The sequence below is a fragment of the Promicromonospora sp. MEB111 genome (assembly GCF_030209445.1).
GTDB lineage: Bacteria > Actinomycetota > Actinomycetes > Actinomycetales > Cellulomonadaceae > Promicromonospora.
Map to the genome: position 1 here is coordinate 237,516 of NZ_JARVSD010000003.1, position 14,861 is coordinate 252,376.

The following is a 14,861-nucleotide window of genomic DNA, read 5'->3' on the forward strand; positions in this document are numbered from 1 at the left end:
CGATTGAGGACAGGTTTCCATGGGAATCCGTAAGTACAAGCCGACGACGCCCGGCCGTCGAGGCTCCAGCGTCGCCGACTTCGTCGAGGTCACGCGCTCGCAGCCGGAGAAGTCGCTGATCCGCCCGCTGAGCAAGACCGGTGGTCGTAACAACACCGGTCGTATCACGACGCGGCACAAGGGTGGCGGCCACAAGCGCGCCTACCGCGTCATCGACTTCCGTCGCCACGACAAGGACGGCGTGCCCGCGAAGGTCGCTCACATCGAGTACGACCCCAACCGCACGGCCCGCATCGCGCTCCTGCACTACGCGGACGGCGAGAAGCGCTACATCATCGCGCCGAACAAGCTGTCGCAGGGCGACCGCATCGAGGCCGGTGCAGGCGCCGACATCAAGCCCGGCAACAACCTGCCGCTGCGCAACATCCCGACCGGTACGGTCATCCACGCCATCGAGCTCCGGCCCGGCGGCGGTGCGAAGATCGCGCGTTCGGCTGGTGCGTCGGTGCAGCTCGTCGCCAAGGACGGCCCGTACGCGCAGCTGCGCATGCCGTCCGGTGAGATCCGCAACGTCGACCTGCGCTGCCGCGCGACGGTCGGCGAGGTCGGCAACGCCGAGCAGTCGAACATCAACTGGGGCAAGGCCGGCCGCATGCGCTGGAAGGGCAAGCGCCCGACCGTGCGCGGTGTCGCCATGAACCCGGTCGACCACCCCCACGGTGGCGGTGAGGGTAAGACGTCCGGTGGTCGTCACCCGGTGAGCCCCTGGGGCCAGGCGGAGGGTCGTACCCGCCGTCCGAACAAGTCGAGCGACCGGATGATCGTCCGTCGCCGTCGTACCGGCAAGAAGCGCTGATAGGAGCCTGAAACATGCCTCGTAGCCTGAAGAAGGGCCCCTTCGTCGACGGACACCTCCAGAAGAAGGTGGACGTCCAGAACGAGAAGGGGACCAAGAATGTCATCAAGACCTGGTCCCGTCGGTCGGTCGTCACGCCCGACTTTCTCGGTCACACCTTTGCCGTGCACGACGGTCGCAAGCACGTCCCGGTCTTCGTGACCGAGGCGATGGTCGGCCACAAGCTCGGCGAGTTCGCTCCCACGCGGACCTTCCGCGGCCACGTGAAGGACGACAGGAAGGGTCGTCGCCGCTGAGGCGTGGGGTTCTCCCCACCCACAGCAGTGATGACCTGGACTGTCTGAGAAAAGGAAGCAGGACAGCAATGGAAGCCAAGGCGCAGGCGCGGTTCGTCCGTGTCACGCCCCAGAAGGCCCGGCGCGTCGTGGACCTCATCCGTGGCAAGCAGGCCTCTGAGGCCGTCGCGGTGCTGAAGTTCGCACCGCAGGCCGCCAGCGAGCCGATCCGCAAGGTTGTGGAGAGCGCGATCGCCAACGCTCGGGTGAAGGCCGACCGCGCCAGCGAGCGCTTCGACGAGAACGACCTGGTCGTCTCCGTCGCGTTCGTCGACGAGGGGCCGACGCTCAAGCGGTTCCGCCCGCGGGCTCAGGGACGTGCAACGCGCATTCTCAAGCGCACCAGCCACATCACCGTGGTGCTCGCCGACAAGGAAGGGGCCCGATAGTGGGACAGAAGGTTCACCCGCACGGGTACCGCCTCGGTATCACCACCGACCACCGGTCGCGTTGGTTCGCCGACAGCACCAAGCCTGGTCAGCGGTACCGCGACTACGTCCGTGAGGACGTGCAGATCCGCAAGCTCATGGGCACCGGCCTCGAGCGTGCCGGCATCTCCAAGGTCGAGATCGAGCGCACCCGCGACCGTGTCCGCGTGGACATCCACACGGCGCGTCCGGGCATCGTGATCGGCCGTCGGGGTGCTGAGGCAGACCGCATCCGCGGTGAGCTCGAGAAGCTCACGGGCAAGCAGGTCCAGCTCAACATCCTCGAGGTCAAGAACGCGGAGATCGACGCGCAGCTCGTTGCTCAGGGCATTGCCGAGCAGCTCGCCAGCCGTGTCTCGTTCCGTCGCGCGATGCGCAAGGGCATGCAGTCCGCCCAGCGCGCCGGCGCGAAGGGCATCCGCGTGCAGGTCGCCGGCCGCCTCGGCGGCGCCGAGATGAGCCGTTCGGAGTTCTACCGCGAGGGCCGCGTGCCCCTGCACACGCTCCGCGCGTACATCGACTACGGCTTCTACGAGGCCCGCACCACCTTCGGCCGCATCGGCGTGAAGGTGTGGATCTACAAGGGCGAGACCACCGAGAAGGAATTCGCCGCTCAGCAGGCTGCAGCCGCGCCCCGTCAGGGCCGTGGCCGGGGCGACCGCCCTGAGCGTGGCGAGCGCGGCGGAGACCGTCGTGGCGGTCGTCGCAACGAGCGTCCGGCCGAGCGCAGCGCCGAGTCCGCCACTGGTGCTCCAGTGGCGGAGACCCCCGCTGCATCGGCCGCAGAGACCGGAACGGAGGCCTGACCATGCTGATCCCGCGCAGGGTCAAGCACCGCAAGCAGCACCACCCGTCGCGCTCCGGCGCGGCCAAGGGTGGCACCCAGATCGCGTTCGGCGACTTCGGCATCCAGGCTCTGGAGCCGGCGTACGTCACCAACCGCCAGATCGAGGCGGCGCGTATCGCAATGACTCGCCACATCAAGCGTGGCGGCAAGGTGTGGATCAACATCTACCCTGACCGTCCGCTGACCAAGAAGCCTGCCGAGACCCGCATGGGTTCCGGTAAGGGTTCGCCGGAGTGGTGGGTCGCCAACGTCAAGCCGGGCCGCATCGTTTTCGAGCTGGCCGGCGTGGACGAGTCCCTTGCACGTGAGGCCATGCGCCGCGCGATGCACAAGCTCCCGATGAAGTGCCGTTTCGTGGTGCGCGAGGGTGGTGTCTGATGGCTATCGGTACCCAGGGGCTCGCCCCGATCGATCTGGACGGCATGGACGACGAGACTCTCGTCGGCAAGCTGAAGGAAGCCAAGGAGGAGCTGTTCAACCTCCGCTTCCAGTCGGCGACCGGCCAGCTCGAGAGCCACGGTCGTCTCAAGGCCGTGCGTCGCGACATCGCCCGGATCTACACGATCCTGCGCGAGCGCGAGCTCGGCATCCGTACGGCTCCGAGCGTGAGTGAGTGAGGCAATGAGCGACAACACGACTGCTGCTGAGGCCCCCGAGGCCCAGCGCGCGACGCGTAAGGTGCGCCGCGGCTACGTGGTGAGCGACAAGATGGACAAGACCATCGTGATCGAGGTCGAGGACCGGGTGAAGCACCCGCTCTACGCCAAGGTCATCCGTCGCACCACGAAGGTCAAGGCGCACGACGAGCAGAACAGCGCCGGCATCGGCGACCTCGTTCTGATCATGGAGACCCGCCCGCTGTCCGCCACCAAGCGGTTCCGGCTCGTGGAGATCCTCGAGAAGGCCAAGTAAGACTTCTCTTCCCGCTGGGGGCGGTGCGTGACACACGTACGCGTGGCGCCCCCAGCACAGCAACTATCCGTTCGGCCAGGCTCGCCGGAACCAGTCCGCGCGAGAACCAGTTCGACGACAGGAGTTCACTCAAATGATCCAGCAGGAGTCGCGACTTCGGGTCGCCGACAACACGGGTGCCAAGGAGATTCTCTGCATCCGCGTTCTCGGTGGCTCCGGCCGTCGCTACGCCGGAATCGGCGACACCATCGTCGCCACCGTCAAGGACGCGATCCCGGGCGGCAACGTGAAGAAGGGCGACGTCATCAAGGCTGTCGTCGTCCGGACCGCCAAGGAGCGCCGTCGTCCCGACGGTTCCTACATCAAGTTCGACGAGAACGCCGCCGTCATCCTGAAGAACGACGGTGAGCCTCGCGGCACCCGCATCTTCGGCCCGGTGGGTCGTGAGCTGCGTGACAAGCGGTTCATGAAGATCATCTCGCTGGCTCCGGAGGTGCTCTGACCATGGCGAAGATCAAGAAGGGCGACCAGGTCATCGTGATCTCGGGTCGCGACAAGGGCAAGACCGGCCGCGTGCTCGAGGTCCTCAAGGACTCCGACCGCCTCGTGGTCGAGGGTGTTCAGCGCGTCACGAAGCACACCAAGGTGGGGCAGTCGCAGCGCGGCACCCGCACCGGTGGCATCGAGACGGTCGAGGCGCCGATCCACGTGAGCAACGTGATGATCGTCGACCCGGAGACCAAGAAGGGCACCCGCGTCGGGTACCGCCTCGAGCAGGTGGAGCGTGACGGTCGTACCAAGACCGTCCGGATCCGCGTCGCGAAGCGCTCCGGGAAGGACATCTGATGACCGAGACGACCATCGAGGCTCCGGCCCAGCCGCGCCTCAAGCAGAAGTACCGCGAGGAGATCCTCTCGGCGCTGATCGAGGAGTTCGGCCACAAGAACCTGCACCAGGCCGGCGGTCTCACGAAGATCGTCGTGAACATGGGTGTCGGCGACGCGGCCAAGGACTCGAAGCTCATCGAGGGCGCGATCCGCGACCTCTCGGCGATCACCGGTCAGAAGCCGCAGGTCACCAAGGCTCGTAAGTCCATCGCTCAGTTCAAGCTGCGCGAGGGCATGCCGATCGGCGCGCACGTCACGCTCCGCGGCGACCGCATGTGGGAGTTCCTCGACCGCCTGCTGTCCACCGCTCTGCCGCGTATCCGCGACTTCCGCGGCCTGTCGCCCAAGCAGTTCGACGGCCACGGCAACTACACCTTCGGTCTCACGGAGCAGTCGATGTTCCACGAGATCGACCAGGACAAGATCGACCGGGTCCGCGGTATGGACATCACGGTCGTGACGACGGCGACGACCGACGACGAGGGCCGCTCTCTGCTGCGCCGTCTCGGCTTCCCCTTCAAGGAGAACTGACATGGCGAAGAAGGCCCTGATCAACAAGGCGGCCGCCAAGCCGAAGTTCGCGGTTCGCGCCTACACCCGGTGCCAGAAGTGCGGTCGCCCGCACTCCGTCTACCGCAAGTTCGGCCTGTGCCGCATCTGCGTGCGGGAGATGGCCCACCGCGGCGAGCTTCCCGGCGTCACCAAGAGCAGCTGGTAACACAACTACGCCGTAGGTCCGTCCAGCCACACGAGGCAGTTCGGATACCCCGGCGAGGAAGGGCAAGAGCCCGATGACTATGACCGACCCGATCGCAGACATGCTGACCCGTCTGCGTAACGCGAACTCGGCGCACCACGACACGGTCACCATGCCGTCGTCGAAGCTGAAGACGCACATCGCTGAGATCCTGCAGGCCGAGGGCTACATCGCCGGCTGGTCCGTGGAGGACGCCCAGGTGGGCAAGTCCCTCACGCTCGAGCTGAAGTACGGCCAGAACCGGGAGCGCGCCCTTGCCGGCGTGCGCCGGATCTCGAAGCCCGGCCTGCGCGTCTACCGCAAGTCCACCGAACTGCCCAAGGTCCTCGGCGGCCTGGGCGTGGCGATCCTGTCCACGTCCTCCGGCCTGCTGACCGACCGTCAGGCACAGGCCAAGGGCGTCGGCGGCGAAGTCCTCGCCTACGTCTGGTAATCCGGAAAGGAGAAAACGCCAATGTCTCGAATCGGCAAGCTTCCCGTTCCGGTCCCAGCCGGCGTGGACATCACTGTCAGCGGCGCGCTCGTGACCGTGAAGGGCCCCAAGGGTTCCCTCGAGCACAACGTGCCCGCACCCATCAATGTCGCCCAGGAGGACACCCAGATCGTGGTGTCCCGTCCGGACGACGAGCGGAACTCCCGTGCGCTGCACGGCCTCACCCGCACGCTGATCGCCAACATGATCACGGGCGTGACCGAGGGCTACGAGAAGAAGCTCGAGATCGTCGGTACTGGTTACCGTGTCGTGGCGAAGGGTTCGAGCCTCGAGTTCGCGCTCGGCTTCAGCCACCCCGTTGTCATCGAGCCCCCTGCTGGTGTCACGTTCGCTGTCGAGAGCCCCACCAAGTTCTCGGTCTCGGGCATCGACAAGCAGCAGGTCGGCGAGGTCGCGGCGAACATTCGCAAGATCCGCAAGCCCGAGCCCTACAAGGGCAAGGGCGTGCGCTACGCCGGCGAGAACGTCCGCCGCAAGGTCGGAAAGGCTGGTAAGTGACGATGGCTATCAAGATCCTGGGCAAGGGCAAGTCCGTCGCTCGCCAGCGTCGTCACCTGCGCCTGCGCAAGAAGATCACCGGCACCGCCGTTCGTCCCCGTCTGGTCGTCACCCGTTCCGCGCGCCACATGGTCGCGCAGATCGTGGACGACGGCCTGGGCAAGACCGTCGCCTCGGCGTCGACCCTCGAGGCCGACCTGCGTGCGTTCGACGGCGACAAGACGGCCAAGGCCCGCAAGGTCGGCGAGCTCGTCGCCGAGCGTGCCAAGGCTGTCGGCGTCGACACCGTCGTGTTCGACCGCGGCGGCAACAAGTACCACGGTCGCGTCGCTGCTGTGGCTGACGGCGCCCGCGAGGGCGGTCTGGCCCTGTGATGACCAACGCACGGAAGAAGAGGACTCTCTGATGGCTGCAGGGCAGCGCAGCGGCGCCCCCCAGGGTGCCGCCACCGAGAACAAGGACCGCAACGACCGCCGTGGTGGCGGGCGTCGGGACGACCGTCGCGGCGGGCGCGAGGAGAAGAGCGCCTTCGTCGAGAAGGTCGTCTCCATCAACCGCGTCGCTAAGGTCGTCAAGGGCGGCCGTCGCTTCAGCTTCACCGCGCTCGTCGTGGTGGGCGATGGTGACGGAACCGTCGGCGTCGGCTACGGCAAGGCCAAGGAAGTTCCGGCCGCGATCGCCAAGGGTGTCGAGGAGGCGAAGAAGAACTTCTTCCGCGTCCCTCGCATCCAGGGCACCATCCCTCACCCCATCCAGGGTGAGGCCGCTGCCGGTGTCGTGTTCCTGCGTCCGGCGTCGCCGGGTACCGGTGTGATCGCCGGTGGTCCGGTGCGCGCCGTGCTGGAGTGCGCCGGCATCCACGACGTGCTGAGCAAGTCGCTCGGTTCGTCCAACGCGATCAACATCGTGCACGCCACGGTCGCGGCCCTGCAGGGTCTCGAGGAGCCGGCTGCTGTTGCCGCTCGTCGTGGGCTCCCGCTGGAGGACGTGGCCCCGGCCGCGCTGCTCCGCGCGCAGGCCGCCGGTCGTGCCGAGTCGACTGCAAAGGCGGGTGCGTGATGGCTCGACTCAAGGTGACTCAGACCAAGTCCGCCATCGGCGGCAAGCAGAACCAGCGTGACACGCTGCGGACGCTCGGCCTCAAGCGGATCGGCGACACCGCCGTGAAGGAGGACCGCGCGGAGATCCGTGGCATGGTCAAGACGGTGGCGCACCTCGTCGCCGTCGAGGAGGTCGAGTGATCATGGCGGAGAACAAGCCGCTGAAGGTCCACCACCTCCGTCCGGCCCCCGGCGCCAAGACCGCGAAGACCCGTGTGGGTCGCGGTGAGGGCTCGAAGGGTAAGACGGCGGGTCGTGGTACCAAGGGTACGAAGGCTCGTTACCAGGTGCCCGCGGGCTTCGAGGGTGGGCAGATGCCTCTGCACATGCGCCTCCCGAAGCTGCGTGGGTTCAAGAACCCGTTCCGGGTCGAGTACCAGGTCGTGAACCTGGACAAGCTTTCCGCGCTGTTCCCCGAGGGTGGCTCCGTCACCGTCGAGGACCTGGTCGCGAAGGGCGCCGTCCGCAAGGGCGAGCCCGTGAAGGTGCTCGGCAACGGTGAGATCACCGTCAAGCTCGAGATCGCGGTCGACCGCGTCTCGACGTCCGCCAAGGAGAAGATCCTGGCGGCCGGCGGTTCGGTCTCGGAGGCCTGAGACAGCTGACAGGGCCGGCGGCGCGTGAGCGCGGCCGGCCCTGTGTGCTCTCTTGAGTATTTCCCGGAGCGAACGTGGTCCACCGGACCCCGTAAGCAACGTAGAATCCGACACGGTCTGGCTGCACCGTTGTGGTCTGGCCCACGTTCGACTCACCTCGCCGGCGTCCCGCCGGCGACACTAGATCCCGCAACGGCGGGCCAGGAGGATAGGGTGCTCAGCGCTTTCGGCCGGGCTTTCCGGACGCCAGACCTGCGGCGCAAGCTGCTGTTCACGATCGCGATCATGGCGATCTTCCGGCTCGGGTCGTTCATCCCGACCCCCGGTGTGGACTACGCGAACGTGCAGCAATGTATCGCCCAGGCGGGCAACAACTCGCTGCTCGGCCTCATCAACGTCTTCAGCGGCGGCGCACTGCTGCAGCTGTCGATCTTCGCCCTCGGGATCATGCCGTACATCACGGCGAGCATCATCGTGCAGCTGCTTCGCGTGGTCATCCCACGCTTCGAGGCCCTGCACAAGGAGGGCCAGTCGGGCCAGACCAAGCTGACCCAGTACACGCGCTACCTCACGATCGCCCTCGCGATCCTGCAGTCCACGACCGTCATCACGACGGCTCGTCAGGGCGTGCTCTTCCAGAACTGCGGTCTGAACGTGATCGTCGACGACACCATCCTCACCTCGATCTTCATGGTCATCACGATGACCGCGGGTACGGGTCTGGTCATGTGGCTCGGCGAGCTGATCACCGAGCGCGGCGTCGGCAACGGCATGTCCCTGCTGATCTTCACGTCGATCGCGGCCAGCTTCCCGACCTCCCTGTGGTCGATCGCCGGTGGCGCCAACGGCGTCGTGAACTTCACCATCATGATCCTGGTCATCGTCCTGGTGATCGGTCTCGTGGTGTTCGTCGAGCAGTCGCAGCGCCGCATCCCGGTGCAGTACGCGAAGCGCATGGTCGGCCGCCGCATGTACGGCGGCACCAGCACGTACATCCCGATCAAGATCAACATGTCCGGCGTGATCCCCGTGATCTTCGCGGCGTCGATCCTCGCCATCCCGGGCCTCCTCGCCCAGTTCGGGGACCAGACCTCCGAGTGGGTCATCTGGATCTCCAACAACCTGGTCCAGCAGTCGTCGCCGCTCTACATCGCGGTGTACACGCTGATGATCATCTTCTTCTGCTTCTTCTACACGTCGATCACGTTCAACCCGGACGAGGTCGCGGACAACATGAAGAAGTACGGCGGCTTCATCCCCGGCATCCGTGCCGGCCGCCCCACGGCGGAGTACCTCGACTTCGTGATCACCCGGATCACCTCCGCCGGTTCCCTGTACCTCGCGCTGATCGCGCTGATCCCGACGCTGGTGCTCGTCTTCCTTGGCGTCAGCACCAACCTGCCCTTCGGCGGTAGCTCGATCCTCATCGTGGTCGGCGTCGGGCTGGAGACGGTCAAGCAGATCGACTCCCAGCTGCAGCAGCGCCACTACGAAGGATTCCTCCGTTGAGCCAGACTCCCACCACCACCTCTCGCCGCGAGCTGCACGCTCGTCCGGACCAGGAGGGCCAGGTCACGCGCCTGGTCATCATGGGCCCGCAGGGCGCGGGCAAGGGTACGCAGGCTGCCCGCCTCGCCGAGGTCTTCGGGATCGTCCCGATCTCCACGGGCGACATCTTCCGCTCGAACATCGCGGGGGAGACCGAGCTGGGCAAGCTCGCACAGGAGTACACGAACAAGGGCGACCTGGTCCCGGACGAGGTCACCAACGAGATGGTCCGTGACCGTCTCGGCCAGCCCGACGTCAAGGACGGCTTCATCCTCGACGGGTACCCGCGCAACGCCGCCCAGGTGACGGAGCTCGACCAGATCCTCGCCGACCTCGGCTGGGAGCTGGACGGCGTCATCGAGCTGACGGCGGACCGTGCGGAGCTCCTGAGCCGCATCGCGAAGCGGGCCGAGGAGGAGGGCCGGGACGACGACACCGAGGACGCCATCGCGCGCCGCCTCGACATCTACGCGGAGCAGACCGCCCCGCTCACGGCGGCCTACGGGGAGCGCAACCTGCTGGTGCAGGTCGACGGGCTCGGCGAGATCGCCGAGGTCACCGACCGCATCGTCGCCTCGCTCGCGACCCAGCTGGGCTGAGCGGTGGTCTTCGGCCGGGAGCGGATCGAGTACAAGACGCCGGACCAGGTGCGCCTCATGCGGCGCGCCGGTCTGGTGGTTGCCGAGACGCTCGCCGCGGTCCGGGCTGCCGCCCGGCCCGGCCTGACCACCGCCGACCTGGACGCCGTCGCCTCCCGGACGATCGAGGCGGCGGGCGCCACGCCGTCGTTCCTGGGCTACCAGGGCTTCCCGGCAGTCATCTGCACATCGGTCAACGACGAGGTCATCCACGGCATCCCGGGCAGCCGGGTGCTGGCCGCGGGTGACCTCGTCTCCGTCGACTGCGGCGCGATCGTCGAGGGCTGGCACGGCGACTCGGCGATCTCCTTCGTCCTGGGCGCCGAGGGCCCCCTGGACCACCGGCTGCCCGACGACGACCTGGTCGCCGCAGGAGGGGACCTCGCCGACATCGCGCTCGTCCGGGCCACCGAGACCGCCATGTGGGCGGGCATCGCAACGCTGGCGTCGGCCAGGCGGCTGAATGCCGTGGGCGAGGCGGTCGAGACCGCCGTCGAGCTGGCCGGCGAGCTCACCGGTGCCGAGTACGGCATCGTCGAGGAGTACGTGGGGCACGGCATCGGCAGCGCCATGCACCAGCCCCCGGACGTGCACAACTACCGGACGTCGGGATCGGGCCCGCGCCTGCGGTCAGGGATGTGCCTCGCCATCGAGCCGATGATCAGCCGTGGCGGCGGCGAGACCCAGGTGCTCGCGGACGACTGGACGGTGGTCACCACCGACGGCTCGCGGGCGGCGCACTGGGAGCACTCGACGGCCATCACGGAGGACGGCATCGTCGTCCTGACGGCGGTCGACGGGGGAGCCGAGCGCCTCGCCGACTTCGGGGTGCGGCCGGTAGCGCTCGCCTAGCCCCGAGGACTTTCACCCGGGGTCTATTTAAGGCAGGGTCAGTTGGCTACGATCGGCCTGTGACCGATGAAGCGCACACCCTGCCCGACACCACCTACGCGGCGCCGGCGCACGCTGGGCCGGGGCGGACGCGCGGGCCCTGGTACGTGCAGATCCTTCCGGCCGTCGGCCGCGGAGTGCGACGGTTCGGGCGCTGGCTCGCCGCCTGGGGCCGGCGCCTGGTGCCGAGCCCCTTCCTGTGGGTCGGGATCGCGCTCGGTTTCGGCACCTCGCTCCTGGTGTGGGAGTCCGTCCTGCTGCTCGGCATCGTGCTGTGGCTGGCCGGCGTGTGGCTCTGGGCGGCCCGCGGGCAGTCCGTGCTGGTCGCGCTCGGCCTGGGCATCGTGCTCGGATGGCTGCCGATGCTGTTCTTCTTCGTGGGCAGTCTGCCGCACACGATGATCGGTCTGCCCGGGGTCGAGTACGACCTCTGAGCGGCCGCGCGTGGCGAGGCTCACGCGCCGGACGTGCGCCGTCGGCGGTCTTCGCTTTGAATGGTTTACGAACTGACGTAAGATAGATCGCTGGGTGTAGTCCGTTCAACGCCTCCAGATCTTGAAAGGGTGCCGACGGCGCCTGCCGGTCCCCGCGCGAGCGGGGCGCAGGCCGAGGCACACGAGGTAGGCGGTACGCGGACACACGCGACATCCACACCCGACTGTCGGCTTCGCAGGGTTCCCTGCGGTGCCGTGGGCGTGGAAGCAGTCACGACGAGAGTTAGCGGAGGATATGGCAAAGAAGGACGGTGTCATCGAGATCGAGGGCAGCGTGATCGAGGCTCTGCCGAACGCGATGTTCCGCGTCGAGCTGTCGAACGGTCACAAGGTTCTCGCGCACATCTCGGGAAAGATGCGTCAGCACTACATCCGGATCCTCCCCGAGGACCGCGTGGTGGTGGAGCTCAGCCCGTACGACCTGTCCCGCGGCCGGATCGTCTACCGCTACAAGTAGTCAGTCCCCGATCCGGGGCTACGTCACCCGCGGCCTGGCCGAAGGCGACGTCGCCGTACGATCGACCACCCACGACACTGCTGCGCGCGCACCGGGAGACCGGACGTTCGTGGCGGAGGAAAACCCGATGAAGGTCAAGCCGAGCGTCAAGAAGATCTGTGACAAGTGCAAGGTGATTCGCCGACACGGTCGCGTCATGGTGATCTGCGACAACCTGCGCCACAAGCAGCGCCAGGGCTGATCGCCCTCCGGGCACATGCCCGGGCCGGTGGCTGAGGCCACCACCAGCGCACCACCTCGAACCAGCCCCGCGGGCAACCGCACAGGGCAGGGGAACCCTCGGTCCGGAGGCCGGGGCCCGCGAAGACTCGCGGGATGGCGGTGCGGCAGACCTCCGACGAGCAGTACAGGAGCCGGAAGGCACATGGCACGTCTTATCGGCGTCGACCTCCCCCGCGACAAGCGGCTTGAGGTTGCGCTCACGTACATCTTCGGTGTGGGTCGTACCCGCGCGAAGGAGACCCTGGCCGCCACGGGCATCAGCCCGGACGTCCGCGTGAAGGACCTCGGCGACGCCGAGCTCGTTGCGCTCCGCGACTACCTCGAGGGCAACTTCAAGCTCGAGGGTGACCTCCGCCGTGAGGTCGCGGCCGACATCCGCCGCAAGGTCGAGATCGGCACCTACCAGGGCCTGCGCCACCGTCGCGGCCTGCCGGTGCGTGGTCAGCGCACCAAGACCAACGCGCGCACCCGCAAGGGTCCCAAGCGCACCGTCGCGGGCAAGAAGAAGGCCCGCTGATAGCAGTCCGTGGAGCGGTCGGCTCACCGAGCTGAGACCGCCCCGGTCCGATCAGACCAGGAGATTACAGAACAGATGCCTCCCAAGACTCGCGCCGCCGCCGGCCGCAAGCCGCGCCGCAAGGACAAGAAGAACGTCCCGCTCGGCCAGGCGCACATCAAGTCCACCTTCAACAACACGATCATCTCGATCACCGACCCGTCCGGTGCCGTGGTGTCGTGGGCCTCTGCCGGCCACGTCGGCTTCAAGGGCTCCCGCAAGTCCACCCCGTACGCCGCGCAGATGGCCGCCGAGTCGGCCGCTCGCCGCGCGCAGGAGCACGGCGTCAAGAAGGTCGACGTCTTCGTGAAGGGCCCGGGTTCCGGTCGAGAGACCGCCATCCGCTCGCTCCAGGCGACCGGCCTCGAGGTCGGCTCGATCCAGGACGTGACGCCCCAGGCGCACAACGGCTGCCGCCCCCCGAAGCGTCGCCGCGTCTGATATCTGTTGCGCCCGGTTGCGGGCGCGGCCCTGGGGGCCGCGCCCGCAACCGGATCGCGACATCGGCTCACCTCACGAGGTGAGCACCCCGCCCGGACGGTGACAGAGATCCGCCCGGGCTGCGAGAGATCGCAAGGCCGTGATGCGTCATATAGCGGACGCACACTGAAAGGACACCCACAGTGCTCATCGCACAGCGCCCCACGCTGACCGAAGAGGTCATCTCGGAGAGCCGTTCCCGCTTCTCCATCGAGCCGCTCGAGCCTGGCTTCGGCTACACGCTCGGCAACTCGATGCGTCGCACCCTGCTGTCGTCCATCCCGGGCGCGGCCGTCACGTCCATCCGTATCGACAACGTGCTGCACGAGTTCAGCACCGTGTCGGGCGTGAAGGAGGACGTCACCGAGATCATCCTCAACATCAAGAACCTCGTCGTCTCCTCGGAGAACGACGAGCCCGTCGTGATGTACCTGCGCAAGCAGGGCGCCGGCACCGTGACCGCCGCGGACATCGTTCCGCCGGCGGGGGTCGAGGTGCACAACCCCGACCTGCACATCGCCACCCTGAACGACAAGGGCAAGCTCGAGATCGAGCTGACCGTCGAGCGGGGCCGTGGGTACGTGTCCGCCGCGCAGAACAAGCAGTTCGACGCGGAGATCGGGCGCATCCCGGTCGACTCGATCTACTCGCCGGTCCTCAAGGTCACGTACAAGGTCGAGGCCACCCGAGTCGAGCAGCGCACCGACTTCGACAAGCTCATCGTCGACGTCGAGACCAAGCAGGCGATCACGCCTCGCGACGCGCTCGCCTCGGCCGGCAAGACCCTGGTCGAGCTGTTCGGCCTGGCACGTGAGCTGAACGTCGAGGCCGAGGGCATCGAGATCGGCCCGTCGCCGACGGACACCGCGCTGGCCGCGGACCTGGCACTGCCGATCGAGGAGCTCAACCTCACCATCCGTTCGTACAACTGCCTCAAGCGCGAGGGCATCCACCAGGTGGGCGAGCTCGTGGCCCGCAGCGAGGCGGACCTGCTCGACATCCGCAACTTCGGTGCCAAGTCGATCACCGAGGTCAAGGAGAAGCTGGCCGAGCTCGGCCTCAGCCTCAAGGACTCGCCGCTGGACTTCGATCCGGCCGGCGCCTCGTACTTCGAGGGTGGCGACTCCGCGGCCTACAGCAGCGACGAGCAGTCGTACTGACGTCCCGTGCCCGGCCTAGGCCGAGCACGCGGAACCACATTCAAGGAGACAAGCAACAATGCCTACCCCCACCAAGGGCGCACGGCTCGGCGGTAGCCCGGCTCACGAGCGTCTGATCCTCGCGAACCTGTCGACCTCGCTCTTCGAGCACGGCCGCATCACGACTACCGAGACCAAGGCCAAGCGCCTGCGTCCGCTGGCCGAGCGTCTGATCACGTTCGCGAAGAAGGGCGACCTGTCCGCCCGCCGCCGCGTGCTCACGGTCGTCCGCGACAAGGGCGTGGTCCACACGCTGTTCACCGAGATCGCCCCGGCCATGGCCGAGCGCAACGGTGGCTACACGCGCATCACCAAGATCGGCACCCGCAAGGGCGACAACGCGCCGATGGCGGTCATCGAGCTCATCACCGAGCCCGTGAGCCCCAAGCAGGCCGTCGTCAAGGAGGCCACCAAGGCCGCCGAGAAGGCTGCTCCGGTCGAGGACGCTCCCCTGGAGGAGACCCCCGCCGAGGACGTCAAGGACGCCCCCGTCGAGGACGCTCCCGCCGAGGAGACCACGGAGGACAAGAAGGAGGCCTGAGCCCCTTTCTTTCCTGCACGACGCCGGCCGCACCTTCCTGACGGAGGGTGCGGCCGGCGTCGTCGT

General features: G+C 67.5%; 27 protein-coding genes. All 27 read left to right on the forward strand.

What is annotated here, in order from left to right:
* Positions 1-19 precede the first annotated feature (19 nt).
* The 27 genes from rplB to rplQ all read left to right on the forward strand — a co-directional run bounded on the left by rplB (position 20) and on the right by rplQ (position 14,795).
* Positions 20-856: a 50S ribosomal protein L2 gene (rplB, locus tag QRN56_RS02870; RefSeq protein WP_020016116.1), complete on the forward strand. Its 837-nt coding sequence runs from the start codon at positions 20-22 to the stop codon at positions 854-856.
* Positions 857-870: 14 nt separating this feature from the next.
* Entirely contained in the window at positions 871-1,152 is a 282-nt protein-coding gene (rpsS, locus tag QRN56_RS02875) for a 30S ribosomal protein S19 (RefSeq protein ID WP_020016117.1), read from the forward strand.
* A 68-nt stretch (positions 1,153-1,220) separates the two neighbouring features.
* The gene (gene rplV / locus QRN56_RS02880) at positions 1,221-1,580 is read left to right on the forward strand and encodes a 50S ribosomal protein L22 (protein WP_020016118.1); all 360 of its coding nucleotides are present in this window, start codon (positions 1,221-1,223) and stop codon (positions 1,578-1,580) included.
* Positions 1,580-2,425, forward strand: coding sequence for a 30S ribosomal protein S3 (rpsC, locus tag QRN56_RS02885; protein ID WP_285100990.1), 846 nt, complete (start codon positions 1,580-1,582; stop codon positions 2,423-2,425). The genes rplV and rpsC overlap by 1 nt, the downstream gene beginning before the upstream one ends.
* Before the next feature lie 2 nt (positions 2,426-2,427).
* The gene (rplP, locus tag QRN56_RS02890; RefSeq protein WP_020016120.1) at positions 2,428-2,844 is read left to right on the forward strand and encodes a 50S ribosomal protein L16; all 417 of its coding nucleotides are present in this window, start codon (positions 2,428-2,430) and stop codon (positions 2,842-2,844) included.
* Entirely contained in the window at positions 2,844-3,083 is a 240-nt protein-coding gene (gene rpmC, locus QRN56_RS02895; RefSeq protein ID WP_020016121.1) for a 50S ribosomal protein L29, read from the forward strand. Before rplP ends, rpmC begins: the two co-directional genes overlap by 1 nt.
* Before the next feature lie 4 nt (positions 3,084-3,087).
* On the forward strand, positions 3,088-3,378 hold the full coding sequence (rpsQ, locus tag QRN56_RS02900) for a 30S ribosomal protein S17 (protein WP_020016122.1): 291 nt from the start codon (positions 3,088-3,090) through the stop codon (positions 3,376-3,378).
* Positions 3,379-3,511: 133 nt separating this feature from the next.
* Positions 3,512-3,880 carry a 50S ribosomal protein L14 gene (gene rplN, locus QRN56_RS02905; RefSeq protein WP_020016123.1) on the forward strand — a complete coding sequence of 123 codons (369 nt, stop codon included), beginning with the start codon at positions 3,512-3,514 and terminating at the stop codon, positions 3,878-3,880.
* 2 nt (positions 3,881-3,882) lie between these two features.
* Entirely contained in the window at positions 3,883-4,224 is a 342-nt protein-coding gene (gene rplX / locus QRN56_RS02910; RefSeq protein ID WP_020016124.1) for a 50S ribosomal protein L24, read from the forward strand.
* A complete protein-coding gene (gene rplE, locus QRN56_RS02915) occupies positions 4,224-4,796 on the forward strand; it encodes a 50S ribosomal protein L5 (RefSeq protein WP_020016125.1) in 573 nt (190 codons plus the stop codon). Before rplX ends, rplE begins: the two co-directional genes overlap by 1 nt.
* Position 4,797: 1 nt before the next feature.
* Positions 4,798-4,983: a type Z 30S ribosomal protein S14 gene (locus QRN56_RS02920; protein WP_021480434.1), complete on the forward strand. Its 186-nt coding sequence runs from the start codon at positions 4,798-4,800 to the stop codon at positions 4,981-4,983.
* A 73-nt stretch (positions 4,984-5,056) separates the two neighbouring features.
* Entirely contained in the window at positions 5,057-5,455 is a 399-nt protein-coding gene (gene rpsH / locus QRN56_RS02925) for a 30S ribosomal protein S8 (RefSeq protein WP_026365832.1), read from the forward strand.
* Positions 5,456-5,476: 21 nt separating this feature from the next.
* On the forward strand, positions 5,477-6,013 hold the full coding sequence (gene rplF / locus QRN56_RS02930; RefSeq protein ID WP_285100992.1) for a 50S ribosomal protein L6: 537 nt from the start codon (positions 5,477-5,479) through the stop codon (positions 6,011-6,013).
* Between the two features lie 2 nt (positions 6,014-6,015).
* Positions 6,016-6,387 carry a 50S ribosomal protein L18 gene (gene rplR, locus QRN56_RS02935; protein WP_182620570.1) on the forward strand — a complete coding sequence of 124 codons (372 nt, stop codon included), beginning with the start codon at positions 6,016-6,018 and terminating at the stop codon, positions 6,385-6,387.
* 31 nt (positions 6,388-6,418) lie between these two features.
* Positions 6,419-7,072 (forward strand): 30S ribosomal protein S5, encoded by a 654-nt coding sequence (gene rpsE / locus QRN56_RS02940; RefSeq protein ID WP_020016130.1) that lies wholly within the window; start codon positions 6,419-6,421, stop codon positions 7,070-7,072.
* Positions 7,072-7,254: a 50S ribosomal protein L30 gene (gene rpmD / locus QRN56_RS02945; RefSeq protein WP_020016131.1), complete on the forward strand. Its 183-nt coding sequence runs from the start codon at positions 7,072-7,074 to the stop codon at positions 7,252-7,254. Before rpsE ends, rpmD begins: the two co-directional genes overlap by 1 nt.
* Before the next feature lie 2 nt (positions 7,255-7,256).
* Positions 7,257-7,709: a 50S ribosomal protein L15 gene (gene rplO / locus QRN56_RS02950; protein WP_285100994.1), complete on the forward strand. Its 453-nt coding sequence runs from the start codon at positions 7,257-7,259 to the stop codon at positions 7,707-7,709.
* A gap of 213 nt (positions 7,710-7,922) precedes the next feature.
* Positions 7,923-9,218 carry a preprotein translocase subunit SecY gene (gene secY / locus QRN56_RS02955; RefSeq protein ID WP_285100996.1) on the forward strand — a complete coding sequence of 432 codons (1,296 nt, stop codon included), beginning with the start codon at positions 7,923-7,925 and terminating at the stop codon, positions 9,216-9,218.
* 80 nt (positions 9,219-9,298) lie between these two features.
* Positions 9,299-9,856, forward strand: a complete 558-nt coding sequence (locus QRN56_RS02960) for an adenylate kinase (protein WP_285101254.1) — start codon at positions 9,299-9,301, stop codon at positions 9,854-9,856.
* A 3-nt stretch (positions 9,857-9,859) separates the two neighbouring features.
* Positions 9,860-10,747, forward strand: a complete 888-nt coding sequence (map, locus tag QRN56_RS02965; RefSeq protein ID WP_285100997.1) for a type I methionyl aminopeptidase — start codon at positions 9,860-9,862, stop codon at positions 10,745-10,747.
* Positions 10,748-10,806: 59 nt separating this feature from the next.
* The gene (locus tag QRN56_RS02970) at positions 10,807-11,220 is read left to right on the forward strand and encodes a hypothetical protein (protein ID WP_285100998.1); all 414 of its coding nucleotides are present in this window, start codon (positions 10,807-10,809) and stop codon (positions 11,218-11,220) included.
* A gap of 295 nt (positions 11,221-11,515) precedes the next feature.
* Entirely contained in the window at positions 11,516-11,737 is a 222-nt protein-coding gene (gene infA, locus QRN56_RS02975) for a translation initiation factor IF-1 (protein ID WP_020016137.1), read from the forward strand.
* 127 nt (positions 11,738-11,864) lie between these two features.
* Complete coding sequence (gene rpmJ, locus QRN56_RS02980) at positions 11,865-11,978, forward strand: 50S ribosomal protein L36 (protein WP_003956441.1); 114 nt, start codon at positions 11,865-11,867, stop codon at positions 11,976-11,978.
* Positions 11,979-12,161: 183 nt separating this feature from the next.
* A complete protein-coding gene (gene rpsM / locus QRN56_RS02985) occupies positions 12,162-12,536 on the forward strand; it encodes a 30S ribosomal protein S13 (RefSeq protein WP_036964594.1) in 375 nt (124 codons plus the stop codon).
* 75 nt (positions 12,537-12,611) lie between these two features.
* Positions 12,612-13,016 (forward strand): 30S ribosomal protein S11, encoded by a 405-nt coding sequence (rpsK, locus tag QRN56_RS02990; RefSeq protein ID WP_020016139.1) that lies wholly within the window; start codon positions 12,612-12,614, stop codon positions 13,014-13,016.
* A gap of 182 nt (positions 13,017-13,198) precedes the next feature.
* Positions 13,199-14,215, forward strand: coding sequence for a DNA-directed RNA polymerase subunit alpha (locus QRN56_RS02995; protein WP_285101000.1), 1,017 nt, complete (start codon positions 13,199-13,201; stop codon positions 14,213-14,215).
* Between the two features lie 58 nt (positions 14,216-14,273).
* A complete protein-coding gene (gene rplQ, locus QRN56_RS03000; RefSeq protein ID WP_285101002.1) occupies positions 14,274-14,795 on the forward strand; it encodes a 50S ribosomal protein L17 in 522 nt (173 codons plus the stop codon).
* The last annotated feature ends 66 nt before the right edge of the window (positions 14,796-14,861 follow it).